The following is a 16,699-nucleotide window of genomic DNA, read 5'->3' as shown; positions in this document are numbered from 1 at the left end:
TCCGACACCTGCGCCGGTGACCGGCCGCTGACGGCTCAGATGATCGGCGGGCGCCCGGCGCGGGTCATCCGCCAGGCGGTGGACCAGCGGATCGGCGTGCGCGGTCCGGCGTCCTCGCGCCAGCCCTCGCGGAAGCCAGCGAACCAGGAGCGCAGCGCCGAGCGGTCGCGCTCGCGCAGCAGGGTCATGGCCACCCAGGTCGCCAGGTAGGCGAAGGCCAGCGGCCACGGCAGGTTCCGGCGCGCCAGCCACACCCGGTTGCGCGCGTTGAGCCGGTAGAAGTTCTCGTGCCGCGTGGGCGCGACCGCCGGGTGGTACATCACCGCTTCGGCGTCGTACTCGATGGTGTAGCCGGCGTCCATGATCCGCCAGGCGAGGTCGGTCTCCTCGTGGGCGTAGAAGAACTCGCCGGGCAGGCCGCCGCCCGCCTCGAACGCCGAGCGCCGGACGGCGGACGCGCCGCCCAGGAACGTGGTCACCACACTCGACCTGCGCGAGTCGCCGACCCGCAGCCGGGGCACGTGCCGCCGCTGGTCGGGGCCGCCGTCGGGGTCGGCGATGCGGAACGACAGGGCGCCCAGGGACGGCTCGGCGGCGAAGCGCTCGCGCACGTGCCGGGCCAGGTCGGTGGAGCGGTACCAGCCGTCGTCGTCGAGGAAGAGGATGACGTCGCCCTCGGTGGCGCGCACCCCGTGGTTGCGGCCCTCCGGGATGCCCACGTTCTCCGGCAGCCGCACCGTCCGCACGCCCTCGGGCAGGTCCGGCAGGTCCGCGCCGTTGCCGACCACCACGACCTCGACGTCCGCGTCCTTCTGCTCGAACACACTGGTGATCGCCCGGCGCAGCTCCGCCGGACGGGTGCCCATGGTGAGCAGGACGCAGGAAAGGGTGGGCTTGCTGGTACCGGGCAACGGGGAGCGGCTCCGTTCGGCTCTGGGCGCGCGAAGACCCTCCGGCGGGGACGTACCGGGGCCGGGCGTTGGCGGTATCACGGGAGTGGCCATGGGTGCGACCGATCAGTGGACGACATGCGGCTGGCAAGTGGACACGAGCCAACGTTCGCAGGAACAGGCTAACGAAAGCATAAATGCAAGGTGTACGGGGCCGTGGGATGGGTAGCACCCACGGCCCCGTATGTGACGCAAGCGTCACTGACGCGTTATTCCAGGCGGCGGGAGGCCAGCACGCTCACGAAGTGCGCGAAGCTCATCACCACGCCCACGAAGGCGCACGCCACCACCAGGACGCGGGTGGCCGCCAGGTCGCCCAGGAAGGCGTCGACGACCGCCGCCACCACGATGAGCAGCGACAGCTCGACCGCCTGGATGACCCGGTGCACCTTGAGCGCCGAGGCCAGGCGGCGGGCCAGGCTCAGCCCGGACGAGCGCGGGCGCATGGCCGCCTCGGAGATCTTCTCCGGCAGCCCGGCCTTGGCCCTGGCGACCACCACGTTGTCGGTCTCGGCCTTGATCAGCGCGACACCGAGCGCGGCGGCCATGCCCAGGATGACCCAGCCGCCCGCCTCCCACTCGCCCTGGGCGCGCACGCCCAGTCCGATGAGCAGGGCGATCTCCGACACGTAGTGGCCGATCCGGTCGAGGTAGATCCCGGCCACGCTGGTGCGCCCGGTGTAGCGGGCCACCTCGCCGTCGGAGCAGTCCAGCAGCAGGTAGATCTGGATGAACAGCGCGGCCAGGACCGCCGACCACAGGCCGCCGAAGGCCACGACGACGCCGGACAGCACGCCGAACGCCATCATCAGGTAGGTGATCGGGTTGGGGGGCACCCGGAGCCGGACGAAGAACGTGCTCAGGTACGGGGAGAGTTCCCGCATGTAGAGCCGGCCCGCCCAGTGCTCCTCGTTCACCCGCTCCTTGATCCCCGCGGGCTGGCCGCCCGCGCGGACCTCAGCGACCGAAGGCTTCGACATAGTCCGCGACACTCCGCCCGATCTCGTCCTCGGAGAGGTTCAGGTGTTCAAGGATCGTGAAGCGCCCCGGACGGGTACCGGGAGCGTGGGCGACCGCCCGCGCGAACTCCTCCTGGGTCAGGCCCACGTCCGAGGGCAGCACGGGCAGGCTGTGGCGGACCAGGCAGGACCTGATCTCCTCCAGGCGGCCCTGCGGCCACCCGAGGCGCCGCACCCGCAGGAACGACGCGTACAGCGCGCCGAGCCCGGCGAGCTCGCCGTGGTTGCTCGTGCCCGGGTAGAGCTGGGTGACCGCGTGCAGGATCTCGTGGCAGGCACCGCTGGCGGGACGGCTCGAACCGGCCACCGACATCGCCATCCCCGACAGGACCAGGCCCTCGGCGAGCACCGTGAGGAACGCCTCGGACTCGATGGAGTCCGGGCGGTGCAGCACGGCCTCGGCGGCCACGCGGGCGAAGGTGACGGCCATGCCGTCGACCGGCTCGCCCTTCTCGCGGCCCGCCAGCTCCCAGTCCTCGATGGCGGAGATGTTGCTGACGACGTCGCCGATGCCGGATCGGACCAGGTGCGCGGGGGCCGCACGGACGTAGTCGACGTCGATGACCACGGCGATGGGCATGGTCACGCCGATGGAGGGCTTGCCGCCCTCGTGCTCCAGGGAGCTGACCGGTGACGCGATGCCGTCGTGCGCCAGGTTCGTGGCCACGGCCACCATGGGGATGCCCGCCATGGTCGCGGCGAACTTGGTGACGTCGATGGTCTTGCCGCCGCCGATGCCCGCGACCGCCTCGTAGGCGCCCGAGCGCAGCTTCTTGCCGAGTTCGGTCGCGGCGTCGACCGTGCCTTCCTCGACCTGGAAGACCTCGCACTGGGGCAGGTCGATGTCGGCCGCGATCTGGGCGCCCTGGCCCGGACCGACCGCCACGGCGATGCGTCCCTCGGTGGCGATGCGCCGGTCGGCGAGCACCGTCCCCAGGGAGGCGATGGCCCCGCGGCGGACGTCGATCGCCAGCGGGGAGGGCAGCATTCGCGCTAGTAGCGGCACGCGATCTCCCTTGCCTTGGCGAGGTCGTCGTGGTTGTCGACCTCGACCCAGTCGACCTCGCCGATCGGCGCGACGGAGACCTTCTCGCCGCGGTTGACCAGCTCCTGGTAGCCGTCCTCGTAGTACAGCTGGGGGTCCCGCTCCCAGGTCGCCTTGAGGGCGTCGGCCAGGCGGCCGTCCAGGGTGCTCTCGATGAGCGTGGCGCCGATGTACTCGCCCGCCGCGGTGGCGGGGTCCATCAGCTTGGTGATCGTGCTGACGTGGCCGCCCTCGTCGAGGGTCACCTTCATCTCCTCGTCAGCGAGGCTTTTCACGTTGTCCACCGCGAGGAGGAGTTCCGGTCCCCTCGCGGCGAGTAGCGTTTCCTCGACGCTCACGGGGTGAACCGTGTCGCCGTTGACCAGGAGGACGCCCTCGGAGAAGAACTCGCGCGCGGTCCAGAGGGAGTAGGCGTTGTTCCACTCCTCGGCCTTGTCGTTGTACGAGAGGGTGAGGTTGACGCCGTGGCGCCGCTCCAGTGCCTCCTTGCGCTCCTCGACGGCCTCCGCGCGGTAGCCGACCACGACGACGACGTCCTTGAGGCCGGCGGCGGCCAGGTTGCGCAGCGAGATGTCCATGATGGTCGTCTCGCCGTCGACGGGCACCAGGGCCTTGGGCAGGGTGTCGGTGTACGGGCGCAGGCGGCGCCCGGCGCCTGCGGCGAGAACCATTCCGAGCATGAGGGCGTGTTCCTCCTTGTGTGCGGGGAGGCGCGCTCACGCCTCCCCGTTCGTTCCGGCGGCCGGTTGGCCCCCGTCCCCGTCGCCGGGCCGGGTGATCCGCGGATCTCCCTGGCCCTGCGCGCCACCACTGGGGACGGTGGTGGCGCTCGTGCGCACGTCGGTCACTTCCGTGGCGCTCCAGGTGCGTACGGCCTCGCGGACGAGGAGCACCCAGAGGTACGCGGCGAGGACGCCGTAGCCGATGGCCAGGGCGTGCGACGCACCGCCGATCGCGATGACGAGCATGCGGCCGTCCCAGCCGAGCGCGGCGGCGCGCACCCATGAGGGACGGGTGACACCGACCGCGGACCGCGACACGTCGTCGCGGTGGTGGCAGACGACCGCAACCAAGAGTACGAACACCAAGGGACCGGGTACACCGGACGCCCACCCCAGAACTGCCAGATAGGCGTACTCGGTGACCCGCAGGACGGGGGGTACGAGCCAGTCGTACGGTCCGTCGTGGGGGTGACCCGAGGCCAACCCGGACAGTAGCAGGGCAGCGACCGGTGCGAACAGGGTAATGCCTGCCAGCTGCCCGCGTCCCGCCACGAGGAGCGTCCCGACCACCAGCAGGCCGGTCAGCGCGGTCATCAGCGGTGGCACGGCACCCGGGGCGATCCGCCCGAGCAGCGTTCCCATGTGACTGTCATCACGGAGAACGCGCAGGTCGGGCAGGGTTCCACGCAGTGCCTCGCGCGGGGGCCGCGGCGCGGGTGCTTCGCCGTGCACGCTCACCGGCGGCCTCCCCGCGGGTCGACCAGTTCCCCGGTCACGGCCACCGCGCATCCGACGATCAACGTGAGGAACGCGACCCTGGCGTCCCACAGGGTGGCGGTCACCGCGATGGCCAGGAAGCGGGTGCTCTGGGAGAACACCATGATCCGTCGGGCCAGGTGGGGCAGCTGCACCCGGGCGAGGCGGTCCCCCTCCGGCGGCGCGGTCGCCCGCTCCGGCTCCCGTGAGAGCGACGCCCGCGCGGAGGGGGACTCCCGCCCGGTGAGCGCCTCCGGTGAGATCCGGGGGCGGGGCGGCCCTCCCGGGGCCGCCGCCGCTCCCCCGTCCCCCGGGCGCGCGTCGGCCGCGGCGCCTGAGCCGGGCCCGGGCCCGGGCCCGAGCAGGCGGCCGGTCAGCCGGGGATCGCTCTCGCGCGGGCCCTCCGGCGGCCGGGGCGCCAGGTCCGCCAGGAGGCCGCCAGTCCGCCCGGGCCGGGCGTGCGGTTCGCGCCCGACATCCCGGGACAGGTCGGGAGCGGTGGGGGCGGCACGGGCGATCAGGAGCCAGTCCCGCAGGGCGAGGGCGATGAGCGCGCCCGCCGCCCAGCCCCACCCGTCGGCCAGCCCCGCCAGGACCGCGCCGACCGCCAGTCCCGCGTAGACGATGTACTCGCGCAGCTGGGCGAGCATCGACACGAGCCAGACCGTCAGGGCGTCACGCCGGTTGGCCCGCATCCGCGCGCGCACGGCGTCGCAGAAGAGCACCGCGCCGAGGAACAGGGAGCCGGCCAGGGCGCCGACCGTGTCCGCCCGGGTGAACCAGACCGCCGCGCCGAGTGCCGCCAACACGCTGATCCGCGTCATGCCCGCACGTGTGACGTGTCGGCGTTCCAACATCCGCGCGGTCGACCGCGCCACCGTGCCGTTGACCATGGAGATGCCCTCTCGACGTATGACTGAGAGTCACCGTTTCCCACGGTTGGTAGCCAATCAACCACTGACACGCACATAGCGCCCGGTAAGCCGTAGTGGGCGCGCAGAACACCTTTTTCTGGCGCCCTCGCAAGCTCGGCCGCGCACACGGGGCGCCGAGTAGCCGGTGTTCTTCGTCGTCGACTTGCCTCGCTCGCAAGCTCGCCGCGGCCCCGGCTCCTCCCGCAGAACACTGGCGCGCCCCGAGCCACCCCTCGGGCCGAGGCACGCGGAACGGCCGAACGCCCGCCCCTGCGGGCGGGCGTTCGGGGTGTCAGGCGGCCTGGCCGCCGTCTCCGTCGCCCTCGTTCTCGCGGGCGGCCTCGTCGGCCTTCTGCTGGGCCTCCTCGGCGCGCTTCTTCTTCGCGGCGTCGCGCTTCTTGCGCTCGGCGATCTCGGCCTTGGTGTCCTCGTCGTAGGCCGCCAGCGCGGACTCGATGTCGGTGTCCAGCGCGAGCCCGCCGCCCTTGATGTACAGGCCGCGGTTGCAGAACCGGCGCAGGTCCCTCTCGCTGTGCGAGACCAGGACCATCGTGCGGTGGTTGGCCAGCATCCGGTCGATGGCCTCGTAGCACTTGCGCTTGAAGGCCTTGTCTCCGACCGCGAGGACCTCGTCGACCAGCATGATCGGGTGCTCCAGCTGGGAGATGAGCGCGAAGCCGAGCCGCACCTTCATCCCGCTGGAGTAGTGGCGCACGGGGGTGTCGACGAACTTCGACTTGATCTCGGCGAAGTCGATGATCTCCTCGAAGCGCTCGTCGATCAGCTCCTCGGACATGCCGTGCAGCGAACCGACCAGGTACACGTTCTCGCGGCCGGTCAGGTTGTCGTTGAAGCCGGCCCGCAGCTCCAGCAGCGGCGCGACCTTCCCGCGGACCTGCACGTCGCCCTCGTCGGGCATGAGTACGCCCGCGATGAGCTTGAGCAGGGTGGACTTGCCGGTGCCGTTCTTGCCGACGATGCCGACGCAGTCGCCGCGTCCGACCTCGAAGGAGACGTCGCGCAGGGGCCAGAACTCGTCGCCCTCGGCGTTGGGGTCGCGCTTGGTCCCGTGGATGAACATCTCACGCAGGCTGCGCTTGCGCCGCCTGTTGACCGCGAACTTGACACCGAGCCCCTTCGCTTCGATGACCGGTCCGGTGGTGACCTCGGCGCCGTAGGTCGTCTGCGCCATCACAACTCCTTCAGAACGGACATCTCCAGGCGACGGAACGTCCAGTATCCGATGATGAGCATCAGAATCGAACCGACCACCGAACTGCTCAACGCGAGCGTGGTCGGAGTTAGTTCCTCGAACCCAGCGAACCACACCGCGCGGTGCATCTGGAAGATGCCGAGCAGCGGGTTGAGCTGGTAGAGGGTCATCGCCCAGCCCGGAACCTGGTCCGATTCGAGCACCATGGACGCCGGGAACAGGATCGCGGACCCGTAGAACAGCAGGCGGGTGACGATCCGGGTGAGGCGCTCCACGTCGCGCAGGAGCACGTTGACCGAGGACAGGAACAGGGTGAGGCCCAGACCGAACGCGAACGTGAGCACGACCGCCAGGGGGAGCCAGACGAAGACGCCCATGACCGAGGGCCGACCGCCCAGGACGACCACGAACACCAGCAGGATCGGCCAGGTGAGCAGGTACTCGATGAACTTGGTGCCCACGGTGGCCGTCGGGAAGATCTCCCGGGGCACCTTCATCGTGGTGATCAGCTTGGCATGCGTGATCATGGCTCGGGGGGCCTCGCCGAGGATCTGCCCGAAGGTCGTCCACGGGAGGATGCCCGCCACCAGGAAGAGCAGGAAGCCGCCGTACTCCTCGGTCGGCATGCCCCGGTTCGCGTTGAGGATCACCCCGAACACGAAGAAGTAGACCATCGTCATAGCCAGTGGCTCCAACATGGTCCAGGCGTACCCGAGTACGGACTGCTGGTACTTGACCTTCAGGTCGCGCCGGACCAGGAGGCCGACGACCTTCCGGTGCTCCCAGACGGCCAGCGTCCTTGACGCCACCGCCACCTCCAAGGGTTGGTTCTCGCCCGGTCCACGATGTGCCGGACGGGCATGTACGTTCTCGCCTGCGCGCACCGGACCGGCGTTGACGGCCCGGCCCCGCCTCGGCCCCTGGCTCTCGGGGGAGGGTGTCCACGGGCGGGCGGGGGATGCCGTGGACCGACCCCGGATCCACGACCGCAGAAGAGGAGGTCCGGACCGGGCACGCCGTACAGGCGTCCATAGGTTACCGCCGCGCGCGACGGGCCGCGCCAGCGCACCCTCCTCAGACCGATGTTCCGGACCCTCACCCCGCGTGCGCGCCCCTGAGCCGACCTACCGTGCTCGTTTCAGCTAATGTCGGCCACTGGGCGCGGCGACCGCGCCACCACACACCTCGATCAGGAGAGCGCCATGCCCACGGGCCCGCGGGTGATCGCGGCCGTTCTGGCCGGCGGGGTCGGCGCGCGCATGGGCGCGGACACCCCCAAACAGCTCCTCCCCCTGGAGGGGCGCCCCATCATCGAGCACTCGATCGCCGCCTTCGAGGCCTGCCCCGAGGTCGACGAGATCGTCGTGCTCATGGTGGACGAGTACCTGGACCGGGTCGGCGAGATCGTCGCGAACGCGGGGTTCACCAAGGTCAGCGCGGTCCTTCCCGGCGGCGCGACCCGGACCGAGACCTCCTGTGCCGCCCTGTCCGCCATGGCCTCGGCCGCCGACACCGACCTGGCCCTGCTGCACGACGCCGCCCGCCCCCTCGTCCGGCCCGAGACCATCGCGGCGTGCGTGTCGGCGCTGGGCTCGGCGGGCGCGGTCGGCGTGGCGGTGCCCAGCGCCGACACCGTGGTCCGGGTGGTCCCCGGGCGCGGCGGCGAGGCGATCGCCGACGTCCCGCCGCGCACCGAGCTGCGCCGGATGCAGACGCCCCAGGGCTTCCGGCTCGGCGTGGTGCGCCGCGCCTACGAGCTCGCGATGGCCGATCCCGCACTGGTGGCGACCGACGACTGCGGGGTCGTGCTGCGCTACCTGCCCGGCGAGGAGGTCCGGATCGTGCCTGGCGACGAGTCCAACATCAAGGTCACCAACCCCGGCGACGTGGAGGTCGCCGAGGCCCTGCTGCGCCGGACGCGCTCCCGCACGGAGGCCCGATCGTGAGCGGCGTGTTCACCGCCACCGAGGTGATCGGCCACCGCGGCCTGGGCCGCGGCGTGGTCGGGGGCGTGCGGGAGAACACCGCGGAGTCCTTCGCCGCGGCGGCCGCCGCGGGGGCCGACTGGGTCGAAGTGGACGTGCGCCGCACCGCCGACGACGCCCTGGTGCTCCACCACGACGCGGCCCTGGAGGACGGCCGGGCGATCGTGGACGTGAGCGCCGCCGAGTGCGCGCGGGCGGGGCTGATCGGCCTGGACGAGGGCCTGGCGGCGATCCCGCCCGGGGTCGGCGTGGACGTCGACGTGAAATCGGTCATGGAGGACGCCGTCGACGCTCCGTCACGGCGGACGGTGTCGCTGCTCCTGCCGTATCTGCGCCGGGAGGCCGCGCGTCGCCGGGTGTTCGTCTGTTCTTTCGACCCCGGTGTCCTGCTGGCGGTCGCCGAGGCGGCGCCCGCTGTGCCCACGGCGTGGATGCCGTTCGTGCGCAACCCGCTGGACTCGGCCGTGGCGGGGGCGGCCGGAATGGGCTGCGCGATCGTGGCGATCGACGCGCGCTCGTTCGGGCTGACGGGCGAGGAGCCCCGGCCGGGGCGGCGTTCGGTGCCCCACACCGTGGACGTGGCGCACCGCGCCGGACTCCAGGTGCTGTCCTGGTGCCCCGACCCGGTCGACGCCGCGCGCTTCGCGGAGGCGGGGGTGGACGCGGTGGTCGTCGACGACGTCCCCGGGGCCGTGTCGGCGCTCAAAGCCGCCCAGTCCTGACTCGGGGCCCCCTGCACCGCTCAGCCGCACGCTCCGAGCCGCGCGGCGGCGAGCCGGTTGAGCGAGACGTGCTGCTCGGCCGCTTCGAGGGCCAACTGTCTGTGCTGCTCCGGCGGGATCCGGACCATGAACTTGCCCGAGTACGTACGGTCCGCGATCGCCTCGGGCGCTTCCTCACCCGAATCGGTCATCTCGTCGACAACGGAGGTGGCGAGCCCCTGGATGCCTTCGAAGGCTTCGGTGCGGTCGTCTCCGACCCAGGAGAGGGACGGCAGTTCGGCGACGGTTCCGACATACGCCTCGTCCTCGGCCGACCAGACGACCCGGTACGCGTAGTGCTCAGCGACGTTCACTGCTGCCCCTCTCCTTCGCTCTCTTCCAGTCTCCTGATCGCGGCGAGCACCTGCCTCACCTGGTAGGGGCTTCGCCTTCCCATGGTCGTTCTGGATGTTGACGCGAGGATCGCCCGCCCAGGGCGTCTTGTAGACCTGGTGCGAAGTGCCCCGCTGGCGTGGCTCCCCGAAGAAGTGCCCGCACACTCCTTCAAGTTCGGCGAACCGTGCCGATGCCGGGGTGTCCCGCGGAGCTTCGAGCGCCTTCTCCCGACGTTCCATGGTGCAGTGATATCATTATTGATACCACCCCATCCCACGAACGCGAACATCCGCTCGCGAGTCTCGTTCGCGGCCGGTACTGGGGACGGGTCAGATACGGGCGAGGAGTTCGGCCTTCTTGGCGGAGAACTCCTCGTCGGTGAGCACGCCTCGCGCGTGCAGCTCGCCCAGGCGCTCGATCTGCTCGTAGATCCACGCGGTGTCGGCCGGGGCCCGCTCCGTCGGCCGCTCCCCCGCCTCCGGCAGGGCCGCGCCGATGCGGGCGACGGCGGAGCGCGCCGTGCCGAGCCAGTCCCGGCCCGTTTCGGCGGCCTCGGGCGCCGAACCGCCCGCGGGCCGCAGGGCCCACACGCGGGCGGTGGCGGTGGCCGCCATCAGCAGGGCCTGGAAACCCTCCTCGCCGTCGTCGGCCAGGAGGCAGCGCAGGTCCTTGCCCGGCTTGGCGTCGGCCTCGCCGCCCGCGCGGGTGACCACCCGCAGGAACCCCCACTCCCAGCCGTCGGAGGGAACCCACTCCACCGACGCGATGTCGGCGAGGCCGTACTCGCGGCGCTGGGCCTTCTTCTTGCGCGAACTCGCGTAGGCACCGGACCACACCAGGCGCAGCGAGGTGCCGTCCAGCGTCGCGGTGCCCTCGGCGGTCCGGATGTGCAGGGGCGGCTCCGGGACGAGCGCGGTGGCCGCGGCGGGGTGCGGATCGGCGGTGTGCCGCTCCGCGGCGAAGCGGATCTGGTCGGCCAGGTACTCGGCGACCAGCTCGGTCCGGGCGGGCCCGGCCAGGTGGAAGGGCTGGGATCCGTTGTCGGGCATCATGCCGACCGCCGCGTAGGGGTCCGTGCGCTCGCGCAGCCTCAGCCGGAGGAGCCAGCCCTTGCCCTTACGGCCGCCGTTCGGACGGAAGTCGACCGAGTCGACCAGCCCGACCGGGAGTTCGAGGCTCCCGAGCCTCTTCAGGAGGGGGCTGCGGAACCAGCCCCTGGTCTCGTACCTGATCGACACCGACGTACCGTCGAACCGCCACACGGCCTGTTCGCCGACCAACTCGTCCATGCGCACCCCTTTCGCGCCCCATCCTCTCCGACGGAAAGGGCCGCACTCCACACGAGTGCGGCCCGGGGCCGGAAGCGGCCAGGGATCAGGTGCGCGCGGCCTGGGCGGTGCGGGAGTCGGCGCCGAGCCCGGGCGGGCTCGTGATGAAGCCCGCGCCCCACGACATGTGCATGGTGGCCAGGGCGACCGGGATCATCGGCAGGCTCGCGGCGGGCAGGCCGCGGCTGAGCGGCAGCGACGCCGCGGTGACCAGGGCCGCGTAGGCGGCGGGCACCAGGAACAGGGGCCACCAGAACACGCCGCCGACCAGTCCGGTGACGACGCCGGCCAGGGCCACGGGCGGGGCCAGGTAGCGCAGGTTGATCGTGCCCTTGTGCTGGCGGGCGACCACGCGCCGCCAGCGGCCGTAGTGGAAGTACTGCTTGGCGAGCAGGCGCACGTTGCGGCGCGGCCGGTAGGAGACCCGCATCCGGGGCTGGAACCACACCGTGCCGCCGCTGGTGCGGATGCGGTGGTTCATCTCCCAGTCCTGGGCGCGCAGGAAGGCCTCGTCGTATCCGCCCACGCGCTCCAGGGCCGAGCGCTGGAACACGCCGAGGTAGACGGTGTCGGCCGGGCCGCCCTCGCCACCGGTGTGGAAGCGGGCGTTGCCCACGCCGACCTTGGAGGTCATGGCGGCGGCCACGGCCTTCTCCCACGGAGTCGTGCCCTCCGCGGCCATGATGCCGCCGACGTTGTCCGCTCCGGTCTCCCGGAGGGTCTCCACGGCCACACGCAGGTAGTCCGAGGGCATCATCGCGTGCCCGTCGATGCGCGCGACGATGTCGTGGGAGGAGGCGCCGATGGCGGCGTTGAGCCCCGCCGGGGTCCTGCCCGTCGGGTTGTCCACCACCTTGACGCGGGGGTCGGCCGCGGCGATCGCGTCGGCGACCTCGCGGGTCCGGTCCGTGGAGGGGCCCACCCCGAGCACGACTTCGAGCTCGCCCGGGTACTCCTGGGCGAGGACGTGCTCCACCGCGGCGGCGAGGTGGCGCTCTTCGTTGAGGACGGGCATGACGACGGAGACAGGCGGCCAGGACACGGGCACTTCCCAAATTCGAGAGCGTGTCGGGTCTGCGTGGTACGCGTCGGTACGCGCGTAGTACGCAGGAGTTCGCGCGTCAACGGTACTGCACACGCGGTGGCCGCCCGGCCCGGCGGGAACCGGGGCCGGGTCGGCCGGGGCTCAGCTCTGGTTCTTGATCGTCAGGCCCTCGGCGTCCTTGAAGTTGCCGATCAGGATCATGATGAAGTCGATCAGCGTCCAGACGCCGACGCCGCCGCAGGTCACGATCATCAGGATGGCGGTGCCCGTCTTGCCCGCGTAGAACCGGTGGGCGCCCACGAAGCCGAGGAAGAAGGCCAGGAGGACGGTGGTGAGCCAGTTCCGGCTGGACAGGGCTTCGGAAGGGTTGTGCTGCTGCATGGTGGACTCCGAGATGTTCGTGAAAAAGGGGATGTGGGCGGGCGCGGGCGGAGCGGGCGCGCTCCCGCCGCCGGAGGGCACGCCTGAGGACGTGTCCGGACTTCCGGCACCCTGTGCATTGTGGCCGGTGGGAGGAACGCGGTGGTCACGCTGGGGTACCGGATACGACTCAGGAAGGTCTGATCGGCCGAACGGATCGGCCGTCCGGCGCGTCCCAGAGGGCGGAGAGAGGGGACAACACGCCGGGGGGCGACATGCCGCGCCGTCGGGCGAATCGGGTGACAACCTAGGGAGAAGGACACCGTTGAACGGTCGGGACGGGGATGCCGATGAGCGACGACAACGCCGGACGGCACGGACCGAGGGGTGAGTTCCGGCGCGACCGCTCCGAGCCCGTCGCCCCCGAGCGCACCCGCTCCCCCCGGTCCGGACGCATCACCGTCCCCAGCGCCGCCGCCCGCCGCCGACGCTCCGGCCTGCTGGTCATGAGCGCGCTCTCGGTCCTGGTCCTGCTGGCCTCGGGCACCTCCTGGGCGATCACCGGGTGGATGTCGAGTTCCCTGAACCGCTTCGACGTCTTCGCCGGACTGGACGAGCAGGACCGCCCCGAGAACGAGACCGGCGGGCTCACCTTCCTCGTCATCGGTTCCGACAGCCGCGAGGACATGGACAGGGAGAACCGGAACGCGCTCAGCGTGGGCTCCACCCCCGGGCAGCGGTCCGACACGATCATGCTGGTGCGCCTCAACCACGAGCGCGACCGCATCACCGTCGTGGGCATACCCCGCGACCTGTGGGTGGACGTCCCGGGCCAGGGCGACGACAAGATCAACGCCGCCTACGCCTACGGCGGCCCGCAGCTGACGGTCCGGACGGTGGAATCGGTCACCGGGGTGCGTATCGACCACTACGTCGAGGTCGACTTCTCCGGCTTCGTGGACGTGGTCGACGCCCTGGACGGCATCGAGGTGTGCCTGCCCGAGCCCATCCAGGACCCCAAGGCGCACCTGGACATGGCGGCGGGCACCCACCAGGTGGACGGCACCGAGGCGCTGGCCTTCGCCCGGACCCGGGCCACGGCCCGCGGCGACCTGGACCGCATCGACCGCCAGCAGCAGGTGCTGGCCGCGATGCTCGACAGGGCGATGAGCACCGACACCCTCTCCGACCCCTCCCGCCTCACCGCGTTCCTGGACACGTCCCTGTCCTCGGTGACCGTGGACGAGGGGCTGGACACCAGCACCATCAACCAGCTCGCCTACCAGATGCGCGACGTGGACCTGGGCGCGGTCACGTTCACCCAGGTGCCCATCGCCGACATGGAGCACTGGACCCCGCGCGGCGACGTCGCCCTGCTGTGGAACGAGCCCGAGGCCCGCGAGCTGTTCGCGGACATCCAGGCGGACCGGCCCGTCGACGAGGAGGAGGCCGAGCCCGCGGCCGAGGAGGAGCTCAGCCCGGCCGGGCTGCGGGTGCGGGTGTTCAACGGCACCGGCACGCCGGGGCTCGGCGCCCAGCTCGACGACCAGTTGTCCGGTGCGGGCTTCGAGGTGACCGATCCGGCGGACAACTGGTCCACGCGCACCGTCGCCCGGTCCCAGGTGCGGTTCGGCCCCGGGAACGAGGCCGCGGCCCGGTACCTGGCCGAGATGATCCCGGAGTCGGAGACCGTGGAGGACGACACCCTGGACGACGACCTCCAGGTCGTGATCGGATTCAACTTCACGACGTTCGACCCCCCGGAGACCGAGGGGACCGAGGAGGCCGAGGAGACCGAGGCGCCCGAACCGGCGGAGGCCGGAGTGGACACGCTGACGACCTCGACCGCCCGGGACAACATCTGCGGGTGAGGCCCGCAGGAAGGAGGACGTTCCCTCGTGTTGCGCCACTTGGTCGGTCTGCTCGCCGGTGTCGCCCTGGCACCCGTGCTGTGGGTCGCCGTCGCGTGGGGGGCCACCCAGCTCCCGCTGGCCGCCGCGGGAACGGTGTCCTTCGCCACGGTCTCGGCGGTGATCGTGCTCTCGACGGTGGGCGTCGGGTGCGGGTACCTGGTCGCCTCGCGGCTGTCGCCGCTGTACGCCGGGGCCAGCGGTGCCCTGCTCGCGGCGATCGCGCTGTGGCCGGTGGTCGCTCCGGACTCGATGGCCACGGCACTGGGCTGGCTCGACACCGACGGGTTCGTCTACCCGGGCGGCGCGGGGCTGGCCCCCGCCCTGGTCGCGGGTTCGCTGATGCTGTTCTCCGCGATCGTGCCCTCGCGCTGGCGGGCCCAGCGCGAGGACCCCGCGCCCGGCGGCCGGGCGGTGGCCGGGACGAGCCGGGACCGGTTCCGCGAGTCCTCGGACGGCGACACGCCCGTGGAGGGCGTGCCCGCCGCGGGCGATCGTGATGTGATCGGAGGGGTACGAGGGCCGGGTGGGGCCGGTCACGCCATCGACGACCTGCCGGACACTCCTCCGGTGCCACTGCCGCCACCGCAAGGATTCGGCGGCGGCGATCCCGACAAGACCACCACCCCGTTCCGGCGCGGGGAGACCGGGGCCGTCTGGACTCCGCTGGACGAGGATCCAGGGGAAATGCGGACCTACGGGGACGGACGGGCATGAGTCCGGCCCCCGTGCCGGTTGCGGACAACCCACCGGTAGCCTGAGCGCCTTGACTGTTCACGTCGCGTTCGGTCGCATGCCATACCCGGGCGCGTAAAGTGATGCACCACCCAGGCGTCACCATCGGCCAAATCTTGTCCGATTTCTGCACCCCATCGGGGTGTTGGCCACAGCAACGGGCACAACATGCACACGGATGAGTACAGCGGCTCGGAAGGAAGGACAACCCACGTGGTCGAAGCGGAACGCAGGCGGCGAGTCTCGGTCATCGGGACCGGCTACTTGGGCGCCACCACGGCGGCCTGCCTGGCGGAGATGGGCTTCGAGGTCCTCGGGCTCGACGTCGACCAGGCCAAGATCGATACCCTCCGCTCCGGCCGGGTCCCCTTCTACGAGCCCGGCCTCGACGAGCTGCTCTCGGCCAACATCGAGGCCGGCCGGCTCGACTTCACGACCTCCTACGACGAGGTCGCCGAGTTCACCGACCTGCACCTGGTCTGTGTGGGCACCCCGCAGCGCGACGAGTCCGGCGCGGCCGACCTGCGCTACGTCAACGCGGTGATCGAGGAACTCGCACCGCGGCTGACCCGTCCGTCCGTGGTCGTGGGACGCTCCACGGTGCCCGTCGGCACCGCCGCGCTCCTCGCCCAGCGGCTGACCGCGCTGGCGCCCGTCGGCTCGGAGGCCGAGCTGGGGTGGAGCCCGGAGTTCCTGCGCGAGGGGTTCGGCGTGGAGGACACGCTGCGCCCCAACCGCATCGTCATCGGCACCGACTCCCCGCGCGTGGAGAAGGCGGTCCGCCACCTGTGGCAGCAGCAGGCCGACGAGGGCGTCCCCGTCCTGGTCACCGACCTGCAGACGGCCGAACTGGTGAAGGTCTCCGCCAATGCCTTCCTGGCGACGAAGATCTCGTTCATCAACGCGATGGCCGAGGTGTCCGAGGCCGCGGGAGCCGACGTCATCCAGCTGGCGGAGGCCCTGTCCTACGACGACCGCATCGGCGGGAAGTTCCTGGGCCCGGGCCTGGGCTTCGGCGGCGGCTGCCTGCCCAAGGACATCCGGGCGTTCATGGCGCGCGCCGACGAACTGGGCGTGGAGCCCGCGCTGTCGTTCCTGCGCGAGGTCGACGCCATCAACCAGCGCCGCCGCGCGCGCACGATCGACATCGCCCGCCACCTCATCGGCGGCGACTTCTCCGGACGCACGGTCAGCGTGCTGGGGGCGGCGTTCAAACCGAACTCCGACGACATCCGCGACTCGCCCGCGCTGGACGTGGCCTCGTCCATCGCCGCGCAGGGCGCGCGGGTGACGGTGTACGACCCCGCGGCGCTGGAGCGCGCCCGCGAGGCCTACCCGCAGCTGAACTACGCGGACTCCATGCTGGAGTGCGCCCGCGACGCCGACGTGGTGCTGCTGCTCACCGAGTGGGCGGAGTTCCGCGAGGCCAACCCGGAGGACCTGTCCGCGGTCGTGGCCGAGAAGCGCATCGTGGACGGGCGCAACGCGCTCGACCCCACTTTCTGGCGCGCGTCGGGATGGACCTACCGGGCGCTGGGCCGCCAGTAGTCCGACGCGGTCCCCGAGCGGTGAACGGCCGGCGCCCCGAGGGGCCCGGCCGTTCCGCGTGTGCGCGACCGG

General features: G+C 71.7%; 17 protein-coding genes. 5 read left to right on the top strand and 12 right to left on the bottom strand.

Going from position 1 to position 16,699, the window contains the following annotated elements; genetic code table 11:
* Positions 1 to 35 precede the first annotated feature (35 nt).
* The 8 genes from ADL05_RS05525 to ADL05_RS05490 form a co-directional block, all read right to left on the bottom strand.
* Positions 36 to 911, bottom strand: a complete 876-nt coding sequence (locus tag ADL05_RS05525) for a glycosyltransferase family 2 protein (protein WP_053615758.1) — start codon at positions 909 to 911, stop codon at positions 36 to 38.
* 248 nt (positions 912 to 1,159) lie between these two features.
* A complete protein-coding gene (locus ADL05_RS05520) occupies positions 1,160 to 1,930 on the bottom strand; it encodes a CDP-alcohol phosphatidyltransferase family protein (protein WP_053615757.1) in 771 nt (256 codons plus the stop codon).
* Positions 1,908 to 2,957: an iron-containing alcohol dehydrogenase family protein gene (locus ADL05_RS05515; protein ID WP_053615756.1), complete on the bottom strand. Its 1,050-nt coding sequence runs from the start codon at positions 2,955 to 2,957 to the stop codon at positions 1,908 to 1,910. The genes ADL05_RS05520 and ADL05_RS05515 overlap by 23 nt, the downstream gene beginning before the upstream one ends.
* Positions 2,958 to 2,962: 5 nt before the next feature.
* Positions 2,963 to 3,694 carry a sugar phosphate nucleotidyltransferase gene (locus tag ADL05_RS05510; protein ID WP_053615755.1) on the bottom strand — a complete coding sequence of 244 codons (732 nt, stop codon included), beginning with the start codon at positions 3,692 to 3,694 and terminating at the stop codon, positions 2,963 to 2,965.
* A 36-nt stretch (positions 3,695 to 3,730) separates the two neighbouring features.
* The gene (locus ADL05_RS05505) at positions 3,731 to 4,378 is read right to left on the bottom strand and encodes a DUF5941 domain-containing protein (protein ID WP_231640611.1); all 648 of its coding nucleotides are present in this window, start codon (positions 4,376 to 4,378) and stop codon (positions 3,731 to 3,733) included.
* Between the two features lie 92 nt (positions 4,379 to 4,470).
* The gene (locus ADL05_RS05500; protein WP_231640610.1) at positions 4,471 to 5,316 is read right to left on the bottom strand and encodes a hypothetical protein; all 846 of its coding nucleotides are present in this window, start codon (positions 5,314 to 5,316) and stop codon (positions 4,471 to 4,473) included.
* Between the two features lie 382 nt (positions 5,317 to 5,698).
* On the bottom strand, positions 5,699 to 6,598 hold the full coding sequence (locus ADL05_RS05495; RefSeq protein WP_053615753.1) for an ABC transporter ATP-binding protein: 900 nt from the start codon (positions 6,596 to 6,598) through the stop codon (positions 5,699 to 5,701).
* Positions 6,598 to 7,440: an ABC transporter permease gene (locus ADL05_RS05490; protein ID WP_053615752.1), complete on the bottom strand. Its 843-nt coding sequence runs from the start codon at positions 7,438 to 7,440 to the stop codon at positions 6,598 to 6,600. The genes ADL05_RS05495 and ADL05_RS05490 overlap by 1 nt, the downstream gene beginning before the upstream one ends.
* Positions 7,441 to 7,821: 381 nt before the next feature.
* Here ADL05_RS05490 and ADL05_RS05485 point away from each other — a divergent pair, with 381 nt between their 5' ends.
* Positions 7,822 to 8,565 (top strand): 2-C-methyl-D-erythritol 4-phosphate cytidylyltransferase, encoded by a 744-nt coding sequence (locus tag ADL05_RS05485; protein ID WP_053615751.1) that lies wholly within the window; start codon positions 7,822 to 7,824, stop codon positions 8,563 to 8,565.
* Complete coding sequence (locus tag ADL05_RS05480) at positions 8,562 to 9,326, top strand: glycerophosphodiester phosphodiesterase (RefSeq protein WP_053615750.1); 765 nt, start codon at positions 8,562 to 8,564, stop codon at positions 9,324 to 9,326. The genes ADL05_RS05485 and ADL05_RS05480 overlap by 4 nt, the downstream gene beginning before the upstream one ends.
* A gap of 20 nt (positions 9,327 to 9,346) precedes the next feature.
* On the opposite strand, the gene ADL05_RS05475 is transcribed toward ADL05_RS05480, so the two are convergent.
* The 4 genes from ADL05_RS05475 to ADL05_RS05460 form a co-directional block, all read right to left on the bottom strand.
* Entirely contained in the window at positions 9,347 to 9,679 is a 333-nt protein-coding gene (locus ADL05_RS05475) for a type II toxin-antitoxin system HicB family antitoxin (RefSeq protein ID WP_053615749.1), read from the bottom strand.
* A 351-nt stretch (positions 9,680 to 10,030) separates the two neighbouring features.
* Positions 10,031 to 10,990, bottom strand: a complete 960-nt coding sequence (locus tag ADL05_RS05470) for a DUF4429 domain-containing protein (RefSeq protein ID WP_053615748.1) — start codon at positions 10,988 to 10,990, stop codon at positions 10,031 to 10,033.
* An 85-nt stretch (positions 10,991 to 11,075) separates the two neighbouring features.
* Entirely contained in the window at positions 11,076 to 12,071 is a 996-nt protein-coding gene (locus ADL05_RS05465) for a glycosyltransferase family 2 protein (protein ID WP_082376126.1), read from the bottom strand.
* Between the two features lie 144 nt (positions 12,072 to 12,215).
* Positions 12,216 to 12,455, bottom strand: coding sequence for a TM2 domain-containing protein (locus tag ADL05_RS05460; RefSeq protein WP_053615789.1), 240 nt, complete (start codon positions 12,453 to 12,455; stop codon positions 12,216 to 12,218).
* 329 nt (positions 12,456 to 12,784) lie between these two features.
* On the opposite strand from ADL05_RS05460, the gene ADL05_RS05455 reads away from it, so the two are divergent.
* The 3 genes from ADL05_RS05455 (at position 12,785) to ADL05_RS05445 (ending at position 16,627) form a co-directional block, all read left to right on the top strand.
* Complete coding sequence (locus ADL05_RS05455) at positions 12,785 to 14,305, top strand: LCP family protein (protein ID WP_053615747.1); 1,521 nt, start codon at positions 12,785 to 12,787, stop codon at positions 14,303 to 14,305.
* Positions 14,306 to 14,332: 27 nt separating this feature from the next.
* Positions 14,333 to 15,061, top strand: coding sequence for a hypothetical protein (locus tag ADL05_RS05450; protein WP_053615746.1), 729 nt, complete (start codon positions 14,333 to 14,335; stop codon positions 15,059 to 15,061).
* 231 nt (positions 15,062 to 15,292) lie between these two features.
* Positions 15,293 to 16,627: a UDP-glucose/GDP-mannose dehydrogenase family protein gene (locus ADL05_RS05445; RefSeq protein ID WP_053615745.1), complete on the top strand. Its 1,335-nt coding sequence runs from the start codon at positions 15,293 to 15,295 to the stop codon at positions 16,625 to 16,627.
* The last annotated feature ends 72 nt before the right edge of the window (positions 16,628 to 16,699 follow it).

The organism is Nocardiopsis sp. NRRL B-16309, assembly GCF_001279585.1.
GTDB lineage: Bacteria > Actinomycetota > Actinomycetes > Streptosporangiales > Streptosporangiaceae > Nocardiopsis.
Note: the sequence above shows the minus strand (reverse complement) of the source record. Positions and strands in the feature narration are given on the sequence as shown.

Coding starts and splice junctions, on each gene's coding strand:
- ADL05_RS05520 (WP_053615757.1), bottom strand. CDS start 1,930: ATGTCGAAGCCTTCGGTCGCTGAGGTCCGCGCGGGCGGCCAGCCCGCG.
- ADL05_RS05460 (WP_053615789.1), bottom strand. CDS start 12,455: ATGCAGCAGCACAACCCTTCCGAAGCCCTGTCCAGCCGGAACTGGCTC.
- ADL05_RS05500 (WP_231640610.1), bottom strand. CDS start 5,316: ATGACGCGGATCAGCGTGTTGGCGGCACTCGGCGCGGCGGTCTGGTTC.
- ADL05_RS05470 (WP_053615748.1), bottom strand. CDS start 10,990: ATGGACGAGTTGGTCGGCGAACAGGCCGTGTGGCGGTTCGACGGTACG.
- ADL05_RS05485 (WP_053615751.1), top strand. CDS start 7,822: ATGCCCACGGGCCCGCGGGTGATCGCGGCCGTTCTGGCCGGCGGGGTC.
- ADL05_RS05505 (WP_231640611.1), bottom strand. CDS start 4,378: ATGGGAACGCTGCTCGGGCGGATCGCCCCGGGTGCCGTGCCACCGCTG.
- ADL05_RS05455 (WP_053615747.1), top strand. CDS start 12,785: ATGAGCGACGACAACGCCGGACGGCACGGACCGAGGGGTGAGTTCCGG.
- ADL05_RS05495 (WP_053615753.1), bottom strand. CDS start 6,598: ATGGCGCAGACGACCTACGGCGCCGAGGTCACCACCGGACCGGTCATC.
- ADL05_RS05510 (WP_053615755.1), bottom strand. CDS start 3,694: ATGCTCGGAATGGTTCTCGCCGCAGGCGCCGGGCGCCGCCTGCGCCCG.
- ADL05_RS05515 (WP_053615756.1), bottom strand. CDS start 2,957: ATGCTGCCCTCCCCGCTGGCGATCGACGTCCGCCGCGGGGCCATCGCC.